Here is a 22,760-nt window from a genome sequence, read left to right as displayed (position 1 = left end):
CATGACGACGCTGAAACAGCCTGCCAATACTTATGCGGCCAACGCCGGTGACGGACGCCGCAGCACCACTGCTGCACCCTTGCTGGACGTGCGCGCGTTGAACGTTCATTTCCAGGGGCGTGGCCATGCACACCATGCCGTGCGCGACCTGAATTTCAGTGTTGAGCGTGGCGAGACACTTGCCCTGGTGGGTGAGTCTGGCTGCGGCAAGTCGACCACCGCACTGTCCATTCTTCGTCTGCTGGGACCGCAGGCCAAGATGGGCGGAGAACTGCGCTTTCAAGGGCGCGACATCCTGAGCCTGGATACCCTCGCATTGCGCGCCTTGCGCGGGCGCGATATCTCGATGATCTTCCAGGAACCGATGACGTCCCTGAACCCGGTGCATACCGTGGGGGCACAGATCATCGAGACGCTGCGACTGCATCAGGGTCTGTCTTACGAAGCGGCCCGCAAGCGCACACTGGACATGCTGGAACTGGTGCGCATTCCTGAACCACAGCGCCGCATTGACGACTATCCGCACAACCTGTCTGGCGGGCAGCGTCAGCGTGTGATGATCGCGATGGCTGTGGCTTGCCAGCCCAAGCTATTGATCGCCGACGAACCCACCACCGCGCTGGACGTCACCGTGCAGGCGCGCATTCTGGAACTACTGGACCAGCTGCGGCGTGACCTGTCGATGGGGCTGTTGCTGATCACGCACGATCTGGGCGTGGTGTCGCAATGGGCGGACAGGGTGTTGGTCATGTTCGATGGGCAGAAGGTTGAGGAAGGCCCGGCGCGACAAGTGTTTGAACAACCCAGGCACGCCTATGCGCGCGGCTTGCTGGGTGCATCGCTGCATGCGGGCAAAGAGGTGCATTACAGCGCTGGTCTGCTGCCCGAGATTCATCGATTGGCCGATAGCCAGGGGGAAGGGCAGGGCTTCAGGCTGGTGACGCCGACCCTGCGCGCGGGGGTAGTGAAGGGGGCTGTGAAGGATGGTGCAAACAGGCCGGCAACAGCGGCAAACGCTTCACCGGCAAGTGCTTCACCGACCGAGACTGACAAAGCTAGTCCGCTGTTGTCCGTACAGTCTTTGCGTACCTCGTATCCCAAGCGCGACGGCGGCGTCTTCCACGCGGTGGACAACGTTTCCTTCGATATTGCACGCGGCGAAACGGTGGGCTTGGTGGGCGAGTCGGGTTGCGGGAAATCCAGCCTGTCCCGCACCCTGATGCGTTTGATCCCTTCCTCTGCCGGCAAGATCGTGTTCGACGGGACCGATCTGGCTGCATTGAAAGAACGCCAGGTCAAACCGTGGCGGCGGCACATCCAGATGGTGTTCCAGGACCCTTATGCATCGCTCAACCCGCGCCGCAACGTACACGACACACTCGACGCAGTGCTGGCCGTGCACGGTGAACGCGACAAGCGCGAGCGCGCCCGGCAGATCAGCCAGACGCTTGATCGCGTTGGCCTGCCTGCGGCGGCGGCCAGCCGTTATCCTCACGAATTTTCAGGTGGTCAGCGTCAACGTATCGGCATTGCCCGTGCATTGATCGTGCGGCCGTCCTTGCTGATTCTGGATGAGCCAGTTTCTGCTCTCGACGTGTCGATCCAGGCGCAGATACTGAACCTGCTGGTGGAGCTGAAACACGACTTCGGGCTGTCCTACCTGTTCATCTCGCACGACTTGTCAGTGGTTCGCTACATCGCTGACCGTGTCCTGGTCATGCATGGCGGCCAGATCGTTGAGCAGGGCGACCATCAAAGCATCTGGCAGTCGCCACAACACGACTACACGCGCAGTTTGATCGCCGCAGTGCCCAAGCCTTTGCCAGTCATGCAGGCTGCCTGAACGTCGCCATCACGTCAGCGCTGCGAGATCGGCGGCATCTTCCAGTCGGAGGCATCTGGCTTTGCCCGTTCCTCCGCAGTCGTTGGCACCATGCCTGCTTTCTCCGGTGTCCAGTCGGGGGCTTCGATCCAGCGCCGCAAGGGTAGTGCATGGTTCTTGTCGCCGGTTTCGAATATTCGCCGTGGGTAGACCAGTTCTGCATAACCTTCCGTGCGGCCGTCGCCCACGTCGATCTCCAGCAGGTACGTCTGGCTGCGCTGCGCAGGCTTGTGGGTCGGATCAGGCACGATAATGAAGCTCTCGTGTTTCGGGGCAAGGCCATAGTCCCGCAAGGTCATCGTCAGTTCACTTCCGCTTGGTGATCGCATGGCACCAAACACGCTTTTGGCACCCACATCGAAGTCCTCCGGACCGGCGGGAATCTTCGACGAAGACGTCCGTTGCCATCCCTTTCTTTCCAGCGACGCGATCAAGTCAGTCACGTAAGCCTGCATGTCGCTCAAAGGTCTTGGTTGCGCAAACGGGCGAAATGACAGGCCGATCACACGACCCGCGTTCTGCGAAATCTGAAGCGTACGGCCAGGGGGCAAATCAAAAATCTGGTCCCCGTCCAGCAGGTGCAGGGTGATCCAGTTGTCGTCGAAATACATGGGCATCACGTCGCCCAGCTTATCAACGTCGATGACGTAACCCTGCGGCACGCGCGGCCCCATGTCCAGCCGATTCCGTTCTATCAAGTCGTTGACGGTCATCCTCATGCCCACCTCGATCTTGCGAGGTGCGTCTTGCGCAGGATCGTGTCGTTTGAAGATCAGGTAGGCACCGATCAGAACACAGACAGCCAGTGCTATCAGGAACAGGAGCTTCTTCATATCACGCAGTCACCTCTGCAACGCCGACAGGCACAACATCCGAGCTTGGCGATGCTTCGAATGCCTCACTGCAAAAAGAAAATCCAGCGGGGTTCTGGATAGCTTCATCGGCCAAGTTTGACGATGCGCCGAAGTTTCACACGCGGGCGATTGGCAGCAGGAATTGAAGATGTCTCCAGATGAAATCTGGCGTCTTCGTCATGAAGGCGGCAACACAACCTGAGGTTCAATCAGCAGTTGGTGCACAGGATTCGACTGCAACGCGCGAAGCCAAGGCAACAAGCGGGTTCGTCAGCCGCAAGAACGTCGACTTAAAACCTTTGAAGCAGGTCGGTTATCGTGTGTGGCGATACTTGAGCTGGATGACAAAACTCACCAAATGAGCACCGAGGCCAGCGTCTCGATGCGTCTCTCATTCGCAGCAGTTTGTCGCGGGTTGGCTGGCGGCATGATTAAAGATTTCTGATGACATCACGAGCCCAGGACCGTAAACGGAAAAGCACCGTTCACTTCGAGAAACAAGTACGTGCAGACCTTCACAAACGAAGGTGGCTTCGCGTACACGTCACGCTGATCGGCCTGTTCACTTTTCTTGCGTGCTGGGGCATCTCATCCGCCTTGCTCCATGCAGGCGTGCATTCCCTGGCAATGCGTCACGCAGGTGCCTTGCTCGGGGCCTACGGCGTTTATCTTCTGCTGCTGTGGACGTGGTCGCACTACCTGCTTGGCAAGGGCGACGCATGGGACTTCACCGACGTCACCAGCGGTATCGATGTCAGCCCATCGGGCGGCGGGCGCGCGGCCACATCACCTGCATTTCGATCAGGCGGCGGGGACTTCGGCGGTGGTGGCGCAACTGCCGCATGGTCCGAGGGTACGGCGTCCACTTCCAGCGGGGTGTTCAGCGGCGTTGGAGATGTGGTGTCTGGGGCTGCGGATGCACTGGACAGCGCCGACGAAGGGGCAGTCGTCGCCATTCCGCTTGCGATCGTGATCGGCATTGCCACCTTGCTTGCAACGGGAATGGGCTTTGCCGTCTTTGGGCTGTTCGGTATCGAGGTGTTGATGGGCGTGGCCGTCGAAATTGCCTTTGCCTCTGCGGGCGGTGCGATTGCGCTGAAGGCGCGCCGCCAAGGATGGATGGCACATGCCATCCGTCGCACGGCGGGGCCGATGGCAGTCGTGCTGCTTGTCAGCGTGCTGGCAAGCCTGACCATTTCCCATTGGCTGCCAGATGCGAAAACCTTACCGGATGCGATCCGGCTGATTACGCAGGCGTTTTAAGCACAGCTCAAGCCATGGCCAGGAATGTGGCGTTTGAACCGTCTAGGTTCTCACCATTTCTCGGAATGCCATGACTTTGGGCCGCGGCTTCTGCTCGGCTTGCCACAGGTCGTACTGTGCCTGCATGGCAAGCCACATTTCTGCGCTGGTGCCCAGCGCGTCACGCAGTCGCAGAGCCATGTCGGCCGATATGCCTGCAGACCCATTAAGTATCCGGGACAGCGCAGCACGGGTTACGCCAAGGCGGGCAGCAGCTTCAGTGACACTGAGCTCACCCAGGTACTCTCTCAGGACTGTGCCAGGATGAGCCGGATTGTGCATGCGCATGGCAACGCTCCTAGTGATAGTCCATGTAGTCGACCAACGTGGCATGCTGGCCTTCAAACATAAAGATCAGCCGCCAACTACCGTTGATGGTGACAGCCCAATGATCCTGCACACGCTGGCCCTTCGGGTTCTTTCCGGAAAGCTTGTGCAGTTTCCAGCCAGGTGCATTCATGTCTTCTGGCGATTGCGCCACGTTCAAAGCGGTCAGCAAAATCTGTAAACGGCCTGCGTGTGCAGGCTGAATACCCGCACGAGAGCCAGTCTCAAAAAAAGCTTGAACGCCCTTGTGCCTGAAACTTTTGATCATGAGTGGGTTGTGTAGTGTATAGCTACGCTATACACGCAGCAAGTGGGCTCGAACCTGTTCGTGACAAGCGCGCTCGCCTTACACAATCATCAAATGCCGGACGATGACGGTTGAGGCGACGACTGCCTAGCTTATCGGTGTTTCCCACTGCTGGTCATGTCAGGCTGGACAGTTCTGTCCGGCCTGAGTGTGTCGCCGTGACTCCCTTACGGCAGCAAACTTTGCTGCGCGGGCACGATGAAGCCCTTGTAGTTGTCGTTGATGTAGGCCGCGACTTTCGGGCTGTTCAGGTAGGTCACCAGCAGCTTCAGGCGCGGGTCGGTCAGCAGTTCGCGGCGGGTGGTCAGTACGTTGGCGTAGGGGTTCTTGTCGGCACTTTCCAGGGACAGGGCGCTTTTCGGGTCGATGCCATTCGTCAGTGCAATATCACCGTTGATGAACGAGGCCGCGACGTCGGGCAGCGCCTTCGCACGAAGACCTGTTTCGGTGGGGACGAATTGAAACTTCTTCGGATTGTCCTGGATGCTCTTTTCGTCAATTGCCACGGCTGCCGGCGATCCGTCCGAGCTGGTGTGGCTGAGCTTGAGCAAGCCTTCGTTTTGCAGAATGAACAGGGCGCGCGGCAGGTTTGTCTGTTCATTCGGCACCAGGATCTTTGTGCCTTCGGGGATGTCTTTTACCGACTTGTATTTGGACGAATACAGGCCAAAGATATTCACCAGCAAGGTAGACGCATGAACCAGCGTGTCCTTGGCTTCTGGGTGCGCGGCAATCCAGGAATTGAAGTAGGGCTGGTGCTGGGTCAAGTTGGCGTGCACGTCGCCTTTGAACACCAGTTGATTCGAGTCCAGGCCCTGGCTGCTTTCAATCACTTTCAGCTTCAGGCCGCTGCCATCTTCGTCGGCCAGTTTCTGCACGTAACGCAGCACGTCGCCCTGCGGCGTGGGGGTGGCGTAGATCAGGAATGGGGTGTTGGGGACGCTTGGTTTTGCGTTGTTTTGCGCCAGGCTTGGTGCGCTGGTGAGCGTGGCAATGGCGGCCGCCGCACTGGCGAGCAGGAGCCTGCGCCGCGTGCTGCGGCCGAAGGTGAATGACATGGTAGGTTTCCTCAAGAGGATTGGAAGGGCGGACGGCCTTGCTTGGCCCGCGTACTTATCAGCGTTTGTGTTTGCGCAGGCGCACCCACGTATCACCGGTGATCTGAATGATCTGCACGATGGCGACCATGGCAATCACGGCGATCAGAATCAGTTCCGTGTACCAGCGCTGGTAGCCGAAGTTCATCGCGAAGTCGCCCACGCCACCGGCACCGATGGCTCCGGCCACTGCGGTGCCTTCCACCAGGCCCACAAGAATGATCGTGGCCGAGCCGATGATGCCGGACAGTGATTCCGGCAGCAGAATCTTGAAAATGAATTGCGGGGTGGTCACGCCAATCACCTTGGCGGCTTCGATGCGACCCTGATCGAGTTCGCGCAGGTTGCTTTCGATCAGCCGCGAGAAGAAGGGCGTGAAGCCGACGGTCAATGGCACCAGGGCCGCGGCCGGCCCAAGCGGTGTGCCGACGATGAGTCGGGTGACCGGGATCAGAATCACGATCAGGATGATGAAGGGGATGGACCGCCCGGTGTTCACGATGGTGTTGACCACGTGATAGACCACCGGGTTCGGACGCCAGGAATTTGGCGCGGTCAAATACAGCACCAGCCCGATGGTGATGCCGATCAGAATCACCAGCACACCCGCCAGCGAGGTCATGTACAGCGTCTGCCCAAGGGCTTGCCAGAAGTCGGGCAGGTATTCCGTCCAGTCGCGGCGCATGCTTATGCCACCTTGCCAAGCACGATGCTCTTTTCGCGCAATGCTGCCGACAGCGCGGCTTGCGCAGATGCCGCCTTGCCCCGCAGGTCGAAGTCGACCTTGAAGCGGGCCGCATCCACCCCACCCAGGCGTTCGACGCCACCCGACACCATCGCTGCCGTGATGCCCAGGCTGCGTGCGACCTCTGAAAAGAACGTGCTTTGTTCACGCACGTCGGACAGGATCAGGTCGTAGCGTACCCAGCCGTCGTCGGGGTTGCGCCCCAGGTCGGGCGCGGGCAGCAGTTGGCGTCCCAGGTAGGAATCTGCATCGTGCAGCAGCGTGCGTACGCTGCCGGCTTCGATGATATTGCCGTCCTGAATCAAGGTGACCGAATCGGCGGCGTAGCGCACCACGGACCACGAATGGGTGATCAGGATGATGGTCAGGTTCAACTGCTGCTTCAGCTTCAGCAGCAGGTCCAGAATGATGGTGGTGGTCTCTGAATCCAGCGCACTGGTGGCTTCATCGCACAGCAGGACTTCGGCGTCGGCCACCAGCGCGCGGGCGATGCCCACACGCTGCTTCTGTCCACCTGACAGTTGTGAGGGGTAGGCGTTTTCCTTGCCTTGCAGGCCAACCAGTTCAATCAGTTCTGCGGCCTTTTTCAGCCGTGCGGTTTTGCCAATTCCGCGCACTTCAAGCGGGAAGGCGATGTTCTCCAACACGGTCTTGGCATGGAACAGATTGAAGTGCTGAAAGATCGTCGGAACCTTGCTCAGGTACTGGCGTACCGCTGCACCCTTCAATTCGTGCAGAGGCTGGTCATGGAAATGGATGGTGCCGCTGCTGGGCTTTTCCAGCAGGTTGAGCAGGCGCAATAGCGTGCTTTTGCCTGCCCCGGATGTCCCCACGATGCCGAAGAAAGAACCCGCTGGAATGTCGAGCGAGATGCTTCGAAGTGCATGGACGGTATCGCCTGACCTGCTGAAGGTCTTCGAGACGTTTTCCAAGCGGAACACACTGCTCATCTGCGCAATCACCGTAATGCTTGAGGCCGATCCGGGCGCACCCGGACGCGAGTCCGCAATGCATGGCGGGTCGGGCAAGTGCGTCGGGCAGCGGCGGGCGGTCGTCGGAACGAAGAGCAGCTAGTCTAGGAGCGAGCCACGTCGCAATGGAACGTTCGATTTTTTATTTCCATATGAAGAATCACGGAAAAACCGTGGCTCGGTTTTCTCGCCTTCTCGTATCTGAAATCCGTATTCCGGTAAGCAAGCGTCAGGCAGCAACCACGGCACCGCATTCTCGCGATATGGTTGTGTCCCCCGCTCAAGCACCCGGAACAAAATGAGACCCACGATTCTTCTCGCGGCCACCTTGTTGCTGCCTGCTGCCTTCCCGTTGACGGCCAATGCCGCCAGCTTCGACTGCGCCAAGGCAAGCACTTTTGTTGAACACCACATCTGTGCCGACCCGTCGCTGTCGGCGCTGGACGAACGTCTGAGCAAGGTTTATCGGCAGGTGGTGGATGCATCCCCGCGCCCCGATGCCGTGCGGGCCGAGCAGCGCACATGGTTGCGCGAAGTGCGCAATGGCTGCACCACGCCGCAGTGCGTGTCGCAAGCCTACAGCGTGCGTCTGGACAAGCTGAATGCACAGGCGCGCACGGAAGGCAGCGTGAAATCGGACGGCAAGGGGGCAGGGTCCACTGTCGAGATCGCACTAGAACCGGTTCGCTCGAACACGGTAGTAGTCAAGGTGCCGCCGGCCTTGGACGTACCCGCTGAAGTTGCCCACACCGCCATTTCCGCGACGGTGCCGACACCGCGTTCAACCATAATGTTCTCGTACCAGATTCTGGAGACCAGTCTTCAGTCGCGCATCGCGGGAAATGGTGGTGCCGACATCACGCCGCCCGATGGCCATACCTTCGTGGTGGTGAAGTACCGCTACAAGAACCTGACGAAGCAGCCCATCGGGTCCATGCGTCTGCCCAGTCTGGGCCTGGATCTGCCGGACGGTCGGCATGATCATCCCGATGTGAATGCGTCGACCGCCTATGCGGCAGCGTCGAACCTGGACACGCAACTGACGAACGACGCAAACCCGGTGTTGAACCCCGGCATGACGGCAGTCGATGCCGATGTGTTCAAGGTGCGCAAGGACCTGCTGACCAAGCCGGGTTGGGTATTGGTGATCGAGGCCGACGAGGATGTGAAAGTGCCGCTGACGCTCAGGAATTGAGCGTCAGCGGCTGGTGCCTGTGATCAAGCTGCGCATTTGCGTCTTGCGTCCAGGTCTGGCCCTTTGCACCTCGCACGCCAGCCCCATCCTCACCCTTCAGGTACTGGCGCGAGGCACATCCGTCAGGCTTTGGCCGGTGATTCCCGGACCGATCAAGGCCACCGTTTTCAGATGGGCGGTGGTGGTTATCTCATTCAGCCAGGCTTGTGGTTCGATCTGGCGACGCAAGGGCGAGCCACTACTTTCCTGGCCTGGGGGGGCATGGACTTCGCTGCTGCGGCTATCCAGCAGCCACCAGGCGCCCTGGTCGTCCTTTCTGAATGCGACGAAGTGATCGATGTCGTCTGCGCCGGCAGCAGTGCGCGCGTCGCTGCCCACCTTCACGTCGAAAATCAGACGGTCAGTGTCGCCAAGCGCCGGCAGTGTGACCTGGGTAATCATGGCCGCACCGCTACGCGGCGACAGAATGCTGACGCCGATGTTCCAGTCCTTGCCCTGGGTGGCGGGTGTGCCATCCAGCAGGTTCAGTGCGCGCTCGACGCGGTGCGGACTGAAACCGCTCGCGGCGGATTCCGGGGCCAGTGCATCTGCGTCGTCGCCAATGAACGCGGCAGTCGATGCCGTGCTCCAGGTGGTGAACGTCGGAATGTCGAAAGCCGGGCCGCCAACGAATGCGTTGATGCTGTGAATGGCGCACGCGCTTGCGACTTGCGGTTCGACGTGGAATTGATCGTGTGGCACTGGTCCCAGTGCCGGCAACAATGCTGCGTCGAATCGGTCGCGCAGGGCTTGGTCCCAAGGACTTCGTGCCGCCCCGATCTGGGCATCGGATTCGGGGACGGCCTGCACCTGACTTTCCACCGCCAGGGCGTCGACGTTGACCAGCGTGGTGGGGGCGGCAGAGGAACTGCTGGGGTCCGTGCTGATCGCGTCGGTCGCAGGCATGACAGGCGGTGCGTCGGTGCCGCCGACGGGCGCTTCGGTACTGACGGATGCCGGCATCCCTGTGCTGTCTGCAGGCGCTGATTCGATCGAAGACGCGGAGCCGCTCAAGGACGTGACGCCATCTGAAGCACTGAAAGCGCTGGTAGACATGGACCCGCCTGCCAATTCGCCTGCCGTGCCGCTCGCAGACCCTGGTCCGGTGGCTGGCGGTGCATCCGTCGCACCACTGAGTGCGCGTTCAGCAGCCATGCTCTTGGCGGTCGGCCCACCGGGCATTGCCAGGATCATCGTCGGGCGTTCTGCGCTGCCTTCCGACACGCGGCCGACCGTCATGATGCCCACGCTGGCCAGGGTGGTGCTGTTGTCCACCGAGGTCACGGCCGATACCTGAATCGTGTCGACGCTGTAATTCTTTTCGTCCTCGTACATCGACCGCGCGAGGTCGCCCAAAATCTGCGCGCGGGCAAGATCGCCGATTTTTTCTGCGTGCTCGGCAGACTTGATCATGTCGTTGATGATCAGGCGTGCGTCTTCTTTCAGCGCGTAGGTCACCGACAGCGAGCTGCCGGGTTTGGCGGTGGCGAGCAGTTCGTCAAGCATCTTCGACGACGTTTCGCCCGCCCGCATTTCCTTGACTGCGTTGAACAGGGAATCGTCCCCGCGGCTGCGAGAAGACTTGCTGGAAAAACCGGGCTGGATCAGCGCCAGATCGCGTTCGCTGGCGCGTCCGGTAATGACCACGCTGCGCGTCATGGTGTTGCCGCTTGCCGAGAGCAGGCCGTCGCGCTCAAAGGCCAGGCTGGTGGATTCGCCCAGTGTTCGTTTGGCCGACAGGTTCAGCGAGAACATCTTGGCCGATGCCGGGCTGAAGGGATCAAAGACGTGGTTGTCCGACCCTCCGAAATTCTTTGCACCTGCCCCGAATGCAGCTTGTGGGGCACCGCTCATCATGCCGTTCCTGTTCACGGCGTCATCGATGGCCGAATAGACCGGGTTGTCGTCAACGAAGTGATCGATGACGGAATCCTGGACGGTGGGCAGGCTGGCCCAGATGCCGATGGTCACGCTGCCTTCGACCGTGGTGCTGCGCGATTTTTCAACCACGTGGCCGCTTGCATTCTGTTGCTGGGTGGTGCGCCATTCGCGCGAGGCGCTCAGCTTGGCCTGTGCCCCGCCAAGGAAGTCGAAACTCGATCCGGCAACCTCGCCCTCGTAAGACAGATATTTCAAGGCTACTTCGCTGCCGGGTACTTTGGCCATCAGGTGCTTGGCGGTTACCTTGCCATCGAGTGACGCTCCGACGCGCGTGGCGCGGTCACTGACCAGCGCGGTTTCACGCGCGGTTGCCCAGGTGCGTGGCGACACCTTCTTGCCGTCCAGAATGGTGTCCAGGAACTTGACCGCCGATTCCGTATCCGGAAAACGGAAGCCCGCACCCGACAGGGATTCATGGCCCCCGCTTGCACTGGCGGTGGCCTTGGCTGCGCCGTATAAGGTGGCACCAATGGCAAGCGAGCCTCCACCATCCATGCCGGCCTTGAACACCACTTCCACGCCTTCTTCGGTGCGGCGCACTTCCAGGGCGTTCTTGCTCTTGATGTCCACCACCACCTGTGCGGTCAGGTTGCCGGTGGCTTCCACGGCGGTGGGGGTGGTGTCCAAGCCCCAGCTCAGGCCGCGTGACAGGCCCAGGCTGTCGCCCACATGCATGCTGCGCACGCTGTCCAGCAGCGAGCGACGTGTACCGGTGTCCAGCACGCTGCTGTCGGTGACGAAAACCCGGGCGGCATCGAAGGCGCGACGTGCTATTCCAGGTGTTTCCTTGGCGGGTGCGCGGAAGGCCACCTCTGCATCTTTGGTCCACTCTTCAATCTGGGCGATATCGAAGTTCTGGTGCAACACAGCGTCGATCTCGGGACGGATCACGGCGCTGTCCAGGCCCCATTCCTGCAGCTTTGCTTCAATGGCATCCCGATGCGCAGCCGGATCGAATTGCGTGGGGCCGTCGGGCCAGGCGAGTGCGACTTCCAGCACGGCACAGCGGACGGCGCTTTGAAGCTGGCCTGGGTCGATGGGCTTGCCCGGTGCAGATGACAGGGCACCCCGGTAGGCGGCCAGGGCCGCATCTGCTTCGGTTGCCTGATCGGTGATCTGCCGCAGCTTGGTTTCCTTGGCACCCGGCAGCCCGTGCAAGGTGTCCAGCGCAGTGACGGCGCTCTGGTTGTCGGGATTGGCAAGAAAGCTGCGCAGGCCATCGACGGTGGTGATGCGGTCTTGCGGACGCACGCTGCGTTCCAGTGTGCTGGGGCTCATCCAGCGCAGGCTTTGAATCTGCGTATCCAGCCTGGTCTGAAGCCCGTCGCGCATGTTTTCGCGCATGGTCAGAATCTCGGCATACGGTGCGCGTTCGGCTGCAAGTTCGTCATTCAGTTCGGTCAGTGCCGCCTGGCTCGTGACCAGTCTTGCCTGGCATTCGGCATCGACGATCCGTGCGTCCGACAGGGCTTGTGTGCTGGTTCGATGATCGGCTTCCAGTCGACTTCGCACATCAGCGGGTTGCCCTGGTTTGTTCAGGCGGACTTGAATCGCATCCACATCGGCTTGCAAGCGCTGCACTTCCTGATGGCTGGTATTTGCGGCCAAGGTGTCGGCGGCAACCTGTCCTGCGACGGGTATTCGCTTGCCCTGCGCTTCGCCATCCAGAACGGCCAGGTCTTGTTGCGCGGCAGTGATGGAAGCGGTTACCTGATCCAGCGTGTCCAGCGTGTCGCCAGCGGCTTTCAGACGCGTGGCATTGACCTTGGCAGAATCCGAGCCGGGGTCGAACTTGCGCGATGGCGTGCTGACTTGGTCCAGCACCTTGCGGGCAACGGCAGCCCCGGTGTCCAGGTCCGACAGTTCGCCCACCAGTCTGGTCATGGCGGTCTGTGCCGTGGCAACCTGCATGCCGGTGCGCTGCATCAGGCGGCCCAGCGGCCGGTCTGGCGCAGACAGAGCATCGCCAAATACACCGCTGAATACCTGGCGCGAACTTGCCTGGGCGGCCCCGCCCACGACGGGGTGAGCAAGGGCTAGCACCGACGCGATGTACTGGCGTGCTGCCGTTTCGGGGAAGGCCTTGGCGACGTCGCGCATGGTGCCTTGCGTCAGCGCAGACGTGCCTTTGACGAACAGTCTGTTGATGCCATTGTTGACGGCGTCGGTGACTTTTGCCGCATCGGCGGTGGAACGCAGTCCTTGGTGGAACAGGGCTTCGATTGGCTGGCCAAGCTGTCCGCTCAGTTCCTGTTTGACCTGCGCCGTCTCTTCAGGACTGAAGCCCATTTCAGCGAAGTCCTTGTCGCTCAGGCCAAGGGCACCGTCTTCGGCTGCGTGGCGCACATCTTGCTCGGCGCGTTGCACGCCGTCGATGCCTTGCAATACCGTGCCGAGTGAACGAATGTCGGCCGTGCTGAGGTCATCGCACCCAAGGGCGCTTGCCAGCTGGTCACGTGCCTGCGCAGCGCTTGCGGCACGCTGGTCGATGACGGCGTCGAGTCGGCCAGAAGATGTCAGCGGCGCGCTTGATGGCGCACTGTCCGGCACCGCGTTCATGTCCTTCACCAGCCCGGTATAGACGCCATGTGCGCCTGTCAGGTCACGTTGCGCCTGAGTGCTGACGGCTTGGTCTGCGCTGTTCAGACGCGTGCGTGCGCCCAGTGCTTCCTCGTGGTCGCGCTCGGCAGCAAAGGCCTGTTTCAGCAGATCAAGATGCCGGGGCGTGGACAGACCAAGCGCAATGACGCCGGGACGCTCGCCCAGGGCAAGTGCACTGGCGCTCAATGCATCGCCAAGCTTTTCCTGCAAGGCCTGGGGCAGGGCAGAGGCGTCCCGGACAAGCTGATCTTTTCGTGCCTGCAGCGTGCCGCCGCCTTCCATGGCATCTACATGCTTTTGCAGCAACATCACCTGGGCGATCAGCAGATTCACGTCTTTTCCTGCACGTGCGTCTGTCTGGATGCCTGCGCCCTGGCGCGCCGATGCTTCACGGGCGGCCACATCGCGAGACGGGCCTTCGCGCAGGACGCGCAACAATTGCGCATTGACCCGCAATTGGTCGCTGCCGCCTGGGTTAATGACCTGACCTGTACGGGTGCCAAGCCTGCCGAATCCACCCAGTGCCTGGTCCGAGCCAGTGATGCGGCTGACTTTTTCCTGCTGCGTCCAGGCTTGCGCCAGTTCATGCTTGGCGCGCGACAAGGTGTGGCGCAGCACGGTCTGCTGGCGCACTTCGCTGCCCTCGGGCATGTCGATGGTTTTCAGCTTCACCGCCACGGCGTCATGGCGGCTGTCACCCGCTGTCAGCAGGTTGATGACCCCGGGGTTGCCTTCGACCGCTGCGGCAAGCAGTTCGGCCATCACCGGCAGTGCGGCGATCTGGTCTGAGCGCTGTTTGCTGTGGGTCTGCGTCGCCAGCGGGGGGAAGCTGGCAAGCGGCTTCAGGACATCGGCATCCAGAATGCCCGCGCGATGCAGAGCCAGCACGCTATCGCCGATGCTCTTGGTGGCGGTGGCAAGCGTGTCCCCGGTGTCGCGCTCTGACTCTCGCAGCCGGGATGTCTTCAGCACGCGTCGATCACCCGGGGACAAGTCTGCCAGTTCGTGCGCGGGTGGGTCGTAGCGGCTGGCATGTCCCAGCAGGCGATCGGCCACTTCAAGCTTGAGCTTGGCGCTGGGCGCACCACTTCCTGAAGCTTGCGGGCCGGCTGCATGGCGGTATGCCGCGCTGCTCATGCCGGCAGCAGAGCCGTCGCTGGCCGCGAGCTTTTGCAGCACGGCACCGCTTGCGCCCACGTTCACGGTCATCAGTTTGCCGACCAGCATGTCGAAGGCTTTTGATGCCTCGCTGCGGGGCTGGCCGGGCTGTGGCCGAAGCGACTCGCCTTGCGCATCGGCAAGGCGAACCAGTTGATCGATATCGGCGAGTACCTCGGCTTCCTGGGTGCGCCGGTTGGCGCTGCTGGTCACCAGCCTGTCGAATGCTTCGCTGATCGAGCGCGTTGCGGTGGGGGCGGTTGCTGATGTGGCGGGGGCCGTCGCCGGTGTCAGAACCCGAGCGATCAAGGTGTCCAGTGCGGCGCGGTCGGTCGTGGGTGCAACAGATCCCGATGCCGATCCCCCCGTCGGTGCGACCGTCGAGGTGCTGGTGCTTATGCCTGTTACCGATGTGCCCGTTGCCGATGTCCCCACAGCCGACCCCGGCGCACTCTGTTCCGCGCGCGAGGGCACCACCCGCACCCGGGCACCTTCCGGGCTGGCGTAGGTAGCCTGTGGCCGTGGTGGAGCCTTGTCCAGAATGTTGAGCCGCTGATAACCCGTCTGGCCCTTGCGTTGCAGGCGGTAGTCGCCCGGCCCGGCGTCGACGACACTGCGTTCGGGTTTTGCGGTACCGCGGATGCTCTGCCACAAGCCCTTGAGCTTGCCGGCGATTGCACCCGGCAGGCTTTTGACCGCACCCGACAGGGGGTCACCGCTTGCACCGATAGGGGAGTAGACATTGGCCGTCGTGCTGAACGACGGTTTGGGCAGGTTCAGGCCAGCAGGCATGGTCGACTATCCTTCTTGCGTGTTCAGGCGAGGAAACGCGGGTCGGTGTGGTCGTTGAAAAACGGCTGTGGAACAGGGGGCACCGAAGCCGTCGATGGTGCTGGTGCAGCGGACTTCCCGGGTGCGCCGACCTCGTTCAAGCGGGCCTGCAGGTCTTCCGCCGTTTCTGCAAAAGCTGCCAGCAAGGTGGCAAAACCCGTATGGTCGAGCGAGGCAATGTCGCGGGACAGGGACAGGATCAGGCTGTCGCTGCCGCGATCCAGGCCCAGCGTTGCGCCCTGGGTGGCACGGGTGAACAGATTCAGCGCCAACGCCTCTTCAATCACGAGGGCGCGGGTGCCGTCGTTGGGCAAGCGCTGCAGGCCTACGTGCATGTGCACCATGCCGCTGTCTTCCTCGACTTCGAGTGTCAGCACCTTGCCATCGGCCAAGGCCAGGCCGAGCGCGCCAGCCTCATCCAGAACCAGGTTCACGCCCGCCGGTGCATCCAGACCGGCAAGCCATTGATTGATCGAATCGCGAAACGACATGGTGTGCTTTTCCTCGGTATGACAGGCATCTTGCAAGGGGAGCGAAATGCAGGGGCAGCGCTTATCGACGCAGCCAAGACAGTAAGTACCGTCACGCGCCGATGAGTTCCATAGTATGTCGGCGAGAAAAGACAGTTCGTCGTAGGGATTGCGCAGGCAGACGATTGGCCTGGACGAAAAAAGGGCGTTCGGCTGGTTGCGGAACGCCCTTGGTGGCCTGGGTAAGAGGCTGCTTGCAAATTGATGGACCTACAGGCTTACATCACCGCGCCCAGTTGCCAGGGCAGGAATTCGTTGTCGCCCAGTCCGTTCCGTTCACTCTGGCTGAGTGCGCCCGAAGCATGGCTTCGTCGCCAGCGGAGTCAATGCCTGGGCCGCAGGACGGCGCTCAGGCCACCCGGGAGCCTGCCAGTTGCGCCATCGTAGCCGCGTCGGGCATGCCGCCGGCGAACCACACGCTCGCGCATACCGCCGACATGGCGCGGCCATCGTGGCCGATACCGGGCACGCTCTGCAGACGCCAGTTGAAGGGCACGCCCAGGCGCGCGGCCTCGCGCTGGCCCGCCTCGAAGTAATGGTGCGCGCGCGAATAGCGATGCGGTCCCTGGCGCAAGGCCGCGGGCTCGGAAGGCAGGTGCGGATCTTCGGTGACGATGTCCTGATCGCCGGCCAGGATCAGCAGCGGGTAGGCCAGCAGACGTTCGACGTGGCCCGCATCCAGGCCGACGCCATCCAGGCCTTCCGGATAGGCGTGGTCCTGCGTGGGCAGCGTGTACCAGCCGGGGTTGCCCGCGGCCACCGCCGTGAACGGCGCATGTGATTGGCTGCTCATCAGGCGGTGCACGAACTGGCCGCCGGCGGAGTGCCCGAAGAGGTAGACCTCCTTCCCGGCGACGACCCCGCTTTCGACCAAGTCGGCGATCACGCGTTCGATGATGGCGTAGGTCCAGCGCTCGCGCTCACGCACGCTGCCGTCCTCCGCGAATACGCGGCCATTGTTGTAGCTCTCCACGCCGGGCCACATGTCATTGCCGAAAGTGGGGGCCACGATCAACAGATTGTGCCGGTCGGCGGCCTCCATCCAGAAGTCGCGGTAATCGTCGCCATTGCGCAGCACGCCGTGCTGCACGATCACGACGGGACGGCCGGGCGTGTAGGCAGCGGGCCGGTATGTGTGCAGCGTCAGCGGCCAATCGGGATTGGCTGCGTCGGTATAGGCGATGGCCGCGCGGCCGGCCTGGGCCAGTCCGTTGGCGATGTTGTCGATGTTGTTCATGGTGAGTGGGCGTGGCAAGGAAGGGGCTCAGACGCGATTCAGGTGGCAGGCAGACCAGTGGCCGGGCGCGATGAGGTCAAGCGGGGGTGCCTGCTCTTTGCACACGGGCATGGCGTGGGGGCACCGCGGATGGAAGGTACAGCCCGAAGGCGGCGCGAGCGGCGAAGGAATCTCGCCCTTGATCGGAATGAACGTGCGGCCCCGGCGCGAGACATCGGGCACTTCGGCCAGCAGGGCCTGCGTGTACGGATGGTTGGCGCGGGCGAAGATCTCGCTGGCCTGGGAGATCTCGACGATCTTGCCGAGGTACATGATGGCGACGCGATCGGAGATATGGCGCACCACGCCCAGGTCGTGGCTGATGAACAGATAGGTGAACCCGTGCTGTTCGCGCAGATCCATGAACAGGTTGATGATCTGCGCCTGGATGGACACGTCCAGCGCGGCGACAGGCTCGTCGCACACCATGAACGAGGGCGAGACCATCAGCGCGCGCGCAATGCCGATGCGCTGGCGCTGGCCGCCCGAGATCTGGTGCGGAAAGCGCTCGCGGTAATCGGCGTCGAGGCCGACCTCAGAGAGCGCACGGTCCACGCGCGCCGGAATTTCGGCGCGCGGGCTGAGCCCGTGCACCTTGAGCGCTTCGCCCAATATCTGGCGCACGCGCTGGCGCGGATTGAGCGAGGCCTGGGGGTCCTGGAAGATCATCTGCACGCCCAGGATGTAGGCCAGCCGCTCGGCACCCCGGAGCTTGTCAGCATGCTGGCCCTTGAAGAGCAGCTCGCCTTCGGTCGGCGGATGCAGGCCGGCGACGACGCGTCCGAGCGTCGATTTGCCACAGCCGGATTCGCCCACCAGCCCCAGTACCTCGCCGCGCCGGATGGCCAGGTCCACGCCGTTGACGGCATGGACGGTGCGGCGGTCTATCGGTCGGCCAGCCAGCGCCAGGATGCGTTGCGCCAGATCAGGCCGGTGCTCGAAGCGCTTATGCACATTGCGCAGTTCGATGACGGGGGTTTCCTCGGTACTCATACGGGGATGCTCTCTCGGGCGATCGGCACGTAGCAGCGGTAGTTGCGCGATCCTTCGATGGTGATGCCAGGGGCCTGCTCGGTGCAGCGGTCTATGACGTTCGGGCAGCGCGGGCTGAAGGCACAGCCGGCGGGGCGTTTCGTGAGGCTGGGTGCCATGCCCTTGATCTGCTGGAGACGCGTGCCGGGCTGCGCGATGCCAGGCATCGATTGCAGCAGGCCCTGCGTGTACGGATGGCGCGGCGCGCTCAGGATCTCTTCCACCGGCCCGGTCTCGACAATGCGGCCGGCATACATCACCGCCACGCGGTCGGCGAGTTCGGCGACCACCCCCAGATCGTGCGTGATCCAGATCAGCGCCGTGTTCTGCGTGCGACAGATTTCCTGCATGCGATACAGGATCTGGCCCTGGATGGTGACGTCCAGCGCCGTGGTCGGCTCGTCGGCGATGATCAGGTCGGGGTTGTTCAGCATGGCGATGGCGATGGCCACGCGCTGGCGCATGCCGCCGGAAAACTCGTGCGGATAACTGTCGAGCCGGCTCTCGGCCGATGCGATGCCCACCTTCTCCAGTGCGTCGCGGCAACGCTTGCGCGCCTCCGCGTTCGATACCTTGGCGTGCGTCTGGATGGCCTCCATCATCTGCTCGCCGATGCGCAGCACCGGGTTCAGCGTCATCAGAGGGTCCTGGAAGATCATGGCGATGCGGTTGCCGCGCAGTTGGCGCAGCCCTTCCTCGTCCAGCTGGCGCAGGTCGGTGCCATCGAAGACGACTTCACCGGCCACCACTTCGCCCGGCGGGTCGATCAGGCCGACCAGCGAAAAGCCGGTCACGGATTTGCCCGATCCGGATTCGCCGACCAGTCCGAGGATTTCGCCTTTGCGCAGCGTGAGATCCACCTCGTCCACCGCCGGCCAGGCGCCCGCTTCGGTATGGAAGGCAGTGCGCAGGCCGCGTACTTTCAAGAGTTCGTCATTCATGCGTTTCGCGGATCCAGGCTTTCCCGCAGGCGGTCGCCCAGGATGTTGATGGTGAGAATCAGCAGCAGCAGCGCCAGGCCGGGGAACATGCTGATCCAGTAGTCGCCCGACAGCAGATATTGGAAGCCGTTGGCGATGAGCAGGCCGAGCGACGGCTCGGTCACCGGCACGCCCACGCCCAGGAAGGACAGCGTGGCTTCGAGCACAATGGCCGCGGCGATCTGGATGGTGGCGAACACCATCACCGGCCCGAGACAGTTGGGCAGCAGATGGAACAGCATGATGCGCCAGGCCGGGAACCCCAGATTGGCGGCTGCCTCCACGTACTCTTTATGGCGCTCCTGCAGGGCACGGCCGCGCATGATGCGGGCGTAATGCGCCCATTGCACGATCACCAGCGCCAGGATGACCTTGTCGATGCCCCGACCCAGCATGGCCAGCAGTACCAACGCCACCAGGATGGTGGGAAAGCCGAGGATGAAGTCGACGACGCGCATCAGCATGGCATCGATGAAGCCGCCTGCGTAGGCCGCCACCAGGCCCACCAGCGCGCCGATCGTGGTGGCCAGCACCACGGTGGTCAATCCCACGAGGACGCTGATGCGCAGGCCATGCAGGATGGCGCTGAGCATGTCGCGGCCTTGGTCGTCGGTGCCCAGCCAGTAGGTGCCCCCATCCATCATCTGCGAACCCGGCGCAAGGCGGCCGTCGAGCAGGTTCAGGTTGGCGAGGTCGTAGGGATTCTGCGGCGAGAAGAACGGCGCCACCATCACCACCACGATCAGGGCCAGCAGCGCGATGACGGAGCCACGCACCGTTGGCCGGCGGTGCAGTTTCTTGAGGATGGCGCGGCGCCGGGGCGTATCGGCAAGCGCACCGATGGTGCGTGCGCGCTCGGGATCTGAAGGCGTCATAGGTTTCACTTGGCGGGCGCGAGCAGCTGTACGCGCGGATCGAGCACCGCATACAGAATGTCGACGACCAGGTTGATGAGGACGAAGATCAGCGTGACCAGCATCACGTAGGCCACCACCACCGGGCGGTCGAGCTGGTAGACGCTGTCGATCAGCAGCTTGCCCATGCCGGGCCAGGCAAAGACCGATTCCGTGATGGTGGAGTAGGCGATCAGCGAGCCGAACTCCATGCCGATCACGGTCACCACCGGGATCAGGATGTTGCGCAGGATATGGCGGCGCACGATGCGGCCGGGCTTGACGCCCTTGGCGCGCGCGAATTTCACGTAGTCCTGGCTGCGGGCCTCGACCACGCCGGAGGCGGTGAGCCGCAGCACCAGCGCGATGTTGGCCAGCGCCAGGTTGATGGCGGGCAGCATCATGTGCGACCAGCCATCGGCGGTGAAGAAGGAGAGCGGCACGCCGAGTACGTCGGACGTGTCTCCACGGCCCGACGCCGGCAGCCAGCCCAGCCACACCGCGAACAGCAGGATCAGCATCATGCCTTGCCAGAACCCGGGCAAGGAGAAGCCCAGGATGGACGTGGCCATGATGCCGCGCCCCAGGCGTTCGTCGCGGTACAGGCCCGCCACCAGGCCTAGCGGGATACCGATCGCACAGGTAAGGAAAATGGCCACCACGACCAGTTCGAAGGTCGCGGGAATGCGTTGCACGATCAATGAGATGGCGGGGATGCCGTGCACGAAAGAGTTGCCGAGATCGCCATGCAGCGCGCGCCACGCGAAGCTCAGGTATTGCTGCCAGACGGGCAGGTCGAGGCCTAGGCGCGCGATCATGGCTTGGCGGTCGGCCACGCTGGCCTCGGGGCTGACCAGTAGTTCGATGGGATCGCCCACCGCATAGACCGCGAAGAACACCACCACGGAGACGGCGATGAGCACAAACAGACTCTGGATCAGTCTGCGCAGGATGAATAACGCCACGAAATGGATTCCTTCCTAATGCAAAGGCCCGCAGGCAATGCCGGCGGGCCGCTTTGGCACCACAGAACGCCCACGCAGTGGGCGTCGTGCGGGGCTTTTACTTAGCTTTCGTGACCGACGTGGCCAGCGTGTACTGGTCGCGCCGTCCTTCGTAGGCCAGGTCCTTGCGGAAAGCCCAGCTGGTGCTTTCGAAGTGCAGCGGGATCAGCGGCACGTTGTCCAGCGCGATCTGCGTGGCTTGCTCCAGCAGCTTCTTGCGGGCGGCTTCGTCCACCGTGGCTGCGCCCTTCAGGTAGACCTTGTCGAAATCGGCGTTCGAGAAGCCGCCATAGTTGCTGGTGCCCAGCGAAGCGGGCGCGTCCAGGCTGGCGACCCACAGTTGGAACAAGGCGGAGGCCTCGCCCGTTTCCGACGGCCAGCCACCCATGGAGAAGCTGTACTCGCGCTTGGCGCGCTTCGGGAAGTAGATGGACGCGGTGACCGCATCGACGTTGGTCTTGATGCCGACGCGCGAGAGGTACTGCGCAACCGCCTGCGACACCTGGCCGTCATTGATATAGCGGTCGTTGGTCGAGGAGATGGTCATCTCGAAGCCGTTCGGATAACCGGCCTCGGCCAGCAGCTTCTTCGCGCCTTCCGGGTCGTACTTGACCTCGGGCGCCTTGGGCAGCGCGCCGAACATGCCGTCGGGCATGTATTGATAGGCCGGCGTGGCCATGCCGTCCATGATGCGCGAGGTGATGGTCTTGCGGTCGATGGCCATCGAGATGGCGCGACGCACGCGCACGTCCTGCAGCGGGTTGGCGCCGTTGGCGGCCTTCACCTGCGGGCTCGGATTGCGGGCGATATCAGGCTGCAGGAAGATCAGGCGGGTGGACGGCGTGGCGACGAAGGCGAACTTGGGGTTCTCTTTGATGCGCGGCAGGTCGCGCGCGGCCGGATTCTCGATGACATCGAAGTCGCCCGACAGCAGGCCGGTCAGGCGCGGGCCGGCATTCGGCACCGGAATCATCTTGACCTCTTTCCACTCGGGCTTCGGTCCCCAGTAGTTTTCATTGCGTACCAGCTCGATGCCGCTGCCCTTCACATACGACTTCAGCATGTAGGGGCCGGTGCCGATGGCGTTCTTGCCGCTGTTGAAATCCGCCACGGTGGGCCAAGGGCTGGTTACGCCGCAGCCCTTCTTGGGTTCATAGACCAGCTTGCCGTGTTCGACGATGCCGTTCCACAGAATGGGCAGCGAACGCGCCATCTCGGCGGGCAGGAGCGGCAGGGGCTCCATCGTCTTGATGATGACGGTGTGGGCATCCGGCGTCTGCACGTCGGCGATGCGCTTGGTGACGTCGGTGTACGAGGCCGAGACGTTGGTCTCGTTGTTCAAGGTGCGGCAGATGGTGAACAGCACGTCTTCCGAGGTGAAAGGCTTGCCGTTGGAGAACTTCACGTCGTTGCGCAGCTTGAATTCCCAGGTCGTGTCGTCCACGATCTTCCAGCTCGTGGCCAGCGACGGCACGAGCTTCATATCGGCGTCGCGGCCGACCAGCGAGTTGTACACGTGCGCGGACAAGGCATCGTTGGCCGTCATCTTGTGGTAGTTCGGGTCGGCGGCGGTAGGCTCTGCTGACAGCGCGATCTTGAGGGTCTGGGCCGAGGCGGGGCCAGCCAGGAGAGCCGCGGCGCCGAGGGTGGCGGTCATCAGCGTGAGGGTAACGCGCAACGTCATGGAGAACTCCGAGAAAAGCCGAGCTGGTCTGCCCGGCCCGGGTATCTTGATCGATACCGGAAAGTCGGCGATTTTAATGATGGGTCGGACTACGTCAACACGGGTTTACCG

The 22,760-nt window shown here is 62.6% G+C and carries 18 protein-coding genes; 4 read left to right on the top strand and 14 right to left on the bottom strand.

The window, feature by feature from the left end; all coding sequences use genetic code 11:
* Position 1 precedes the first annotated feature (1 nt).
* Positions 2–1,843: an ABC transporter ATP-binding protein gene (locus tag FXN63_RS18820; protein WP_148816710.1), complete on the top strand. Its 1,842-nt coding sequence runs from the start codon at positions 2–4 to the stop codon at positions 1,841–1,843.
* 14 nt (positions 1,844–1,857) lie between these two features.
* Here FXN63_RS18820 and FXN63_RS18815 read toward each other — a convergent pair whose 3' ends face one another.
* Positions 1,858–2,715 (bottom strand): hypothetical protein, encoded by an 858-nt coding sequence (locus FXN63_RS18815; RefSeq protein ID WP_148816709.1) that lies wholly within the window; start codon positions 2,713–2,715, stop codon positions 1,858–1,860.
* Between the two features lie 179 nt (positions 2,716–2,894).
* On the opposite strand from FXN63_RS18815, the gene FXN63_RS18810 reads away from it, so the two are divergent.
* Both FXN63_RS18810 and FXN63_RS18805 read left to right on the top strand, forming a co-directional pair.
* The gene (locus FXN63_RS18810; RefSeq protein ID WP_148816708.1) at positions 2,895–3,098 is read left to right on the top strand and encodes a hypothetical protein; all 204 of its coding nucleotides are present in this window, start codon (positions 2,895–2,897) and stop codon (positions 3,096–3,098) included.
* 265 nt (positions 3,099–3,363) lie between these two features.
* Positions 3,364–3,999: a hypothetical protein gene (locus tag FXN63_RS18805; RefSeq protein WP_148816707.1), complete on the top strand. Its 636-nt coding sequence runs from the start codon at positions 3,364–3,366 to the stop codon at positions 3,997–3,999.
* Positions 4,000–4,041: 42 nt separating this feature from the next.
* On the opposite strand, the gene FXN63_RS18800 is transcribed toward FXN63_RS18805, so the two are convergent.
* The 5 genes from FXN63_RS18800 to FXN63_RS18780 all read right to left on the bottom strand — a co-directional run bounded on the left by FXN63_RS18800 (position 4,042) and on the right by FXN63_RS18780 (position 7,464).
* On the bottom strand, positions 4,042–4,326 hold the full coding sequence (locus FXN63_RS18800; protein ID WP_148816706.1) for a HigA family addiction module antitoxin: 285 nt from the start codon (positions 4,324–4,326) through the stop codon (positions 4,042–4,044).
* Between the two features lie 10 nt (positions 4,327–4,336).
* Positions 4,337–4,633, bottom strand: coding sequence for a type II toxin-antitoxin system RelE/ParE family toxin (locus tag FXN63_RS18795; RefSeq protein ID WP_148816705.1), 297 nt, complete (start codon positions 4,631–4,633; stop codon positions 4,337–4,339).
* Positions 4,634–4,839: 206 nt separating this feature from the next.
* A complete protein-coding gene (locus FXN63_RS18790) occupies positions 4,840–5,730 on the bottom strand; it encodes a MetQ/NlpA family ABC transporter substrate-binding protein (RefSeq protein ID WP_148816704.1) in 891 nt (296 codons plus the stop codon).
* Between the two features lie 58 nt (positions 5,731–5,788).
* Complete coding sequence (locus FXN63_RS18785) at positions 5,789–6,454, bottom strand: methionine ABC transporter permease (RefSeq protein ID WP_148816703.1); 666 nt, start codon at positions 6,452–6,454, stop codon at positions 5,789–5,791.
* A 2-nt stretch (positions 6,455–6,456) separates the two neighbouring features.
* Positions 6,457–7,464 (bottom strand): methionine ABC transporter ATP-binding protein, encoded by a 1,008-nt coding sequence (locus tag FXN63_RS18780; protein ID WP_148816702.1) that lies wholly within the window; start codon positions 7,462–7,464, stop codon positions 6,457–6,459.
* 319 nt (positions 7,465–7,783) lie between these two features.
* Here FXN63_RS18780 and FXN63_RS18775 point away from each other — a divergent pair, with 319 nt between their 5' ends.
* The gene (locus FXN63_RS18775; protein WP_148816701.1) at positions 7,784–8,680 is read left to right on the top strand and encodes a lysozyme inhibitor LprI family protein; all 897 of its coding nucleotides are present in this window, start codon (positions 7,784–7,786) and stop codon (positions 8,678–8,680) included.
* A 96-nt stretch (positions 8,681–8,776) separates the two neighbouring features.
* Here FXN63_RS18775 and FXN63_RS18770 read toward each other — a convergent pair whose 3' ends face one another.
* From FXN63_RS18770 to FXN63_RS18730, 8 genes are all read right to left on the bottom strand, one after another.
* Positions 8,777–15,211 (bottom strand): hypothetical protein, encoded by a 6,435-nt coding sequence (locus FXN63_RS18770; RefSeq protein WP_148816700.1) that lies wholly within the window; start codon positions 15,209–15,211, stop codon positions 8,777–8,779.
* 23 nt (positions 15,212–15,234) lie between these two features.
* On the bottom strand, positions 15,235–15,741 hold the full coding sequence (locus FXN63_RS18765) for a CesT family type III secretion system chaperone (RefSeq protein WP_148816699.1): 507 nt from the start codon (positions 15,739–15,741) through the stop codon (positions 15,235–15,237).
* Between the two features lie 388 nt (positions 15,742–16,129).
* Positions 16,130–17,017, bottom strand: coding sequence for an alpha/beta hydrolase family protein (locus FXN63_RS18755; RefSeq protein ID WP_148816698.1), 888 nt, complete (start codon positions 17,015–17,017; stop codon positions 16,130–16,132).
* A 27-nt stretch (positions 17,018–17,044) separates the two neighbouring features.
* Positions 17,045–18,049, bottom strand: coding sequence for an ABC transporter ATP-binding protein (locus FXN63_RS18750; protein ID WP_148816697.1), 1,005 nt, complete (start codon positions 18,047–18,049; stop codon positions 17,045–17,047).
* Positions 18,046–19,029, bottom strand: a complete 984-nt coding sequence (locus tag FXN63_RS18745; protein ID WP_148816696.1) for an ABC transporter ATP-binding protein — start codon at positions 19,027–19,029, stop codon at positions 18,046–18,048. The genes FXN63_RS18750 and FXN63_RS18745 overlap by 4 nt, the downstream gene beginning before the upstream one ends.
* Positions 19,026–19,943 (bottom strand): ABC transporter permease, encoded by a 918-nt coding sequence (locus tag FXN63_RS18740; protein WP_148816695.1) that lies wholly within the window; start codon positions 19,941–19,943, stop codon positions 19,026–19,028. Before FXN63_RS18740 ends, FXN63_RS18745 begins: the two co-directional genes overlap by 4 nt.
* A gap of 5 nt (positions 19,944–19,948) precedes the next feature.
* The gene (locus FXN63_RS18735; protein ID WP_148816694.1) at positions 19,949–20,926 is read right to left on the bottom strand and encodes an ABC transporter permease; all 978 of its coding nucleotides are present in this window, start codon (positions 20,924–20,926) and stop codon (positions 19,949–19,951) included.
* 97 nt (positions 20,927–21,023) lie between these two features.
* Positions 21,024–22,649 (bottom strand): ABC transporter substrate-binding protein, encoded by a 1,626-nt coding sequence (locus FXN63_RS18730; RefSeq protein ID WP_148816693.1) that lies wholly within the window; start codon positions 22,647–22,649, stop codon positions 21,024–21,026.
* Positions 22,650–22,760 lie beyond the last annotated feature (111 nt).

It is taken from the genome of Pigmentiphaga aceris (assembly GCF_008119665.1).
GTDB lineage: Bacteria > Pseudomonadota > Gammaproteobacteria > Burkholderiales > Burkholderiaceae_B > Pigmentiphaga > Pigmentiphaga aceris.
Note: the sequence above shows the minus strand (reverse complement) of the source record. Positions and strands in the feature narration are given on the sequence as shown.

Coding starts and splice junctions, on each gene's coding strand:
- FXN63_RS18820 (WP_148816710.1), top strand. CDS start 2: ATGACGACGCTGAAACAGCCTGCCAATACTTATGCGGCCAACGCCGGT.
- FXN63_RS18815 (WP_148816709.1), bottom strand. CDS start 2,715: ATGAAGAAGCTCCTGTTCCTGATAGCACTGGCTGTCTGTGTTCTGATC.
- FXN63_RS18810 (WP_148816708.1), top strand. CDS start 2,895: ATGAAATCTGGCGTCTTCGTCATGAAGGCGGCAACACAACCTGAGGTT.
- FXN63_RS18805 (WP_148816707.1), top strand. CDS start 3,364: ATGCGTCACGCAGGTGCCTTGCTCGGGGCCTACGGCGTTTATCTTCTG.
- FXN63_RS18800 (WP_148816706.1), bottom strand. CDS start 4,326: ATGCGCATGCACAATCCGGCTCATCCTGGCACAGTCCTGAGAGAGTAC.
- FXN63_RS18795 (WP_148816705.1), bottom strand. CDS start 4,633: ATGATCAAAAGTTTCAGGCACAAGGGCGTTCAAGCTTTTTTTGAGACT.
- FXN63_RS18790 (WP_148816704.1), bottom strand. CDS start 5,730: ATGTCATTCACCTTCGGCCGCAGCACGCGGCGCAGGCTCCTGCTCGCC.
- FXN63_RS18785 (WP_148816703.1), bottom strand. CDS start 6,454: ATGCGCCGCGACTGGACGGAATACCTGCCCGACTTCTGGCAAGCCCTT.
- FXN63_RS18780 (WP_148816702.1), bottom strand. CDS start 7,464: ATGAGCAGTGTGTTCCGCTTGGAAAACGTCTCGAAGACCTTCAGCAGG.
- FXN63_RS18775 (WP_148816701.1), top strand. CDS start 7,784: ATGAGACCCACGATTCTTCTCGCGGCCACCTTGTTGCTGCCTGCTGCC.
- FXN63_RS18770 (WP_148816700.1), bottom strand. CDS start 15,211: ATGCCTGCTGGCCTGAACCTGCCCAAACCGTCGTTCAGCACGACGGCC.
- FXN63_RS18765 (WP_148816699.1), bottom strand. CDS start 15,741: ATGTCGTTTCGCGATTCGATCAATCAATGGCTTGCCGGTCTGGATGCA.
- FXN63_RS18755 (WP_148816698.1), bottom strand. CDS start 17,017: ATGAACAACATCGACAACATCGCCAACGGACTGGCCCAGGCCGGCCGC.
- FXN63_RS18750 (WP_148816697.1), bottom strand. CDS start 18,049: ATGAGTACCGAGGAAACCCCCGTCATCGAACTGCGCAATGTGCATAAG.
- FXN63_RS18745 (WP_148816696.1), bottom strand. CDS start 19,029: ATGAATGACGAACTCTTGAAAGTACGCGGCCTGCGCACTGCCTTCCAT.
- FXN63_RS18740 (WP_148816695.1), bottom strand. CDS start 19,943: ATGACGCCTTCAGATCCCGAGCGCGCACGCACCATCGGTGCGCTTGCC.
- FXN63_RS18730 (WP_148816693.1), bottom strand. CDS start 22,649: ATGACGTTGCGCGTTACCCTCACGCTGATGACCGCCACCCTCGGCGCC.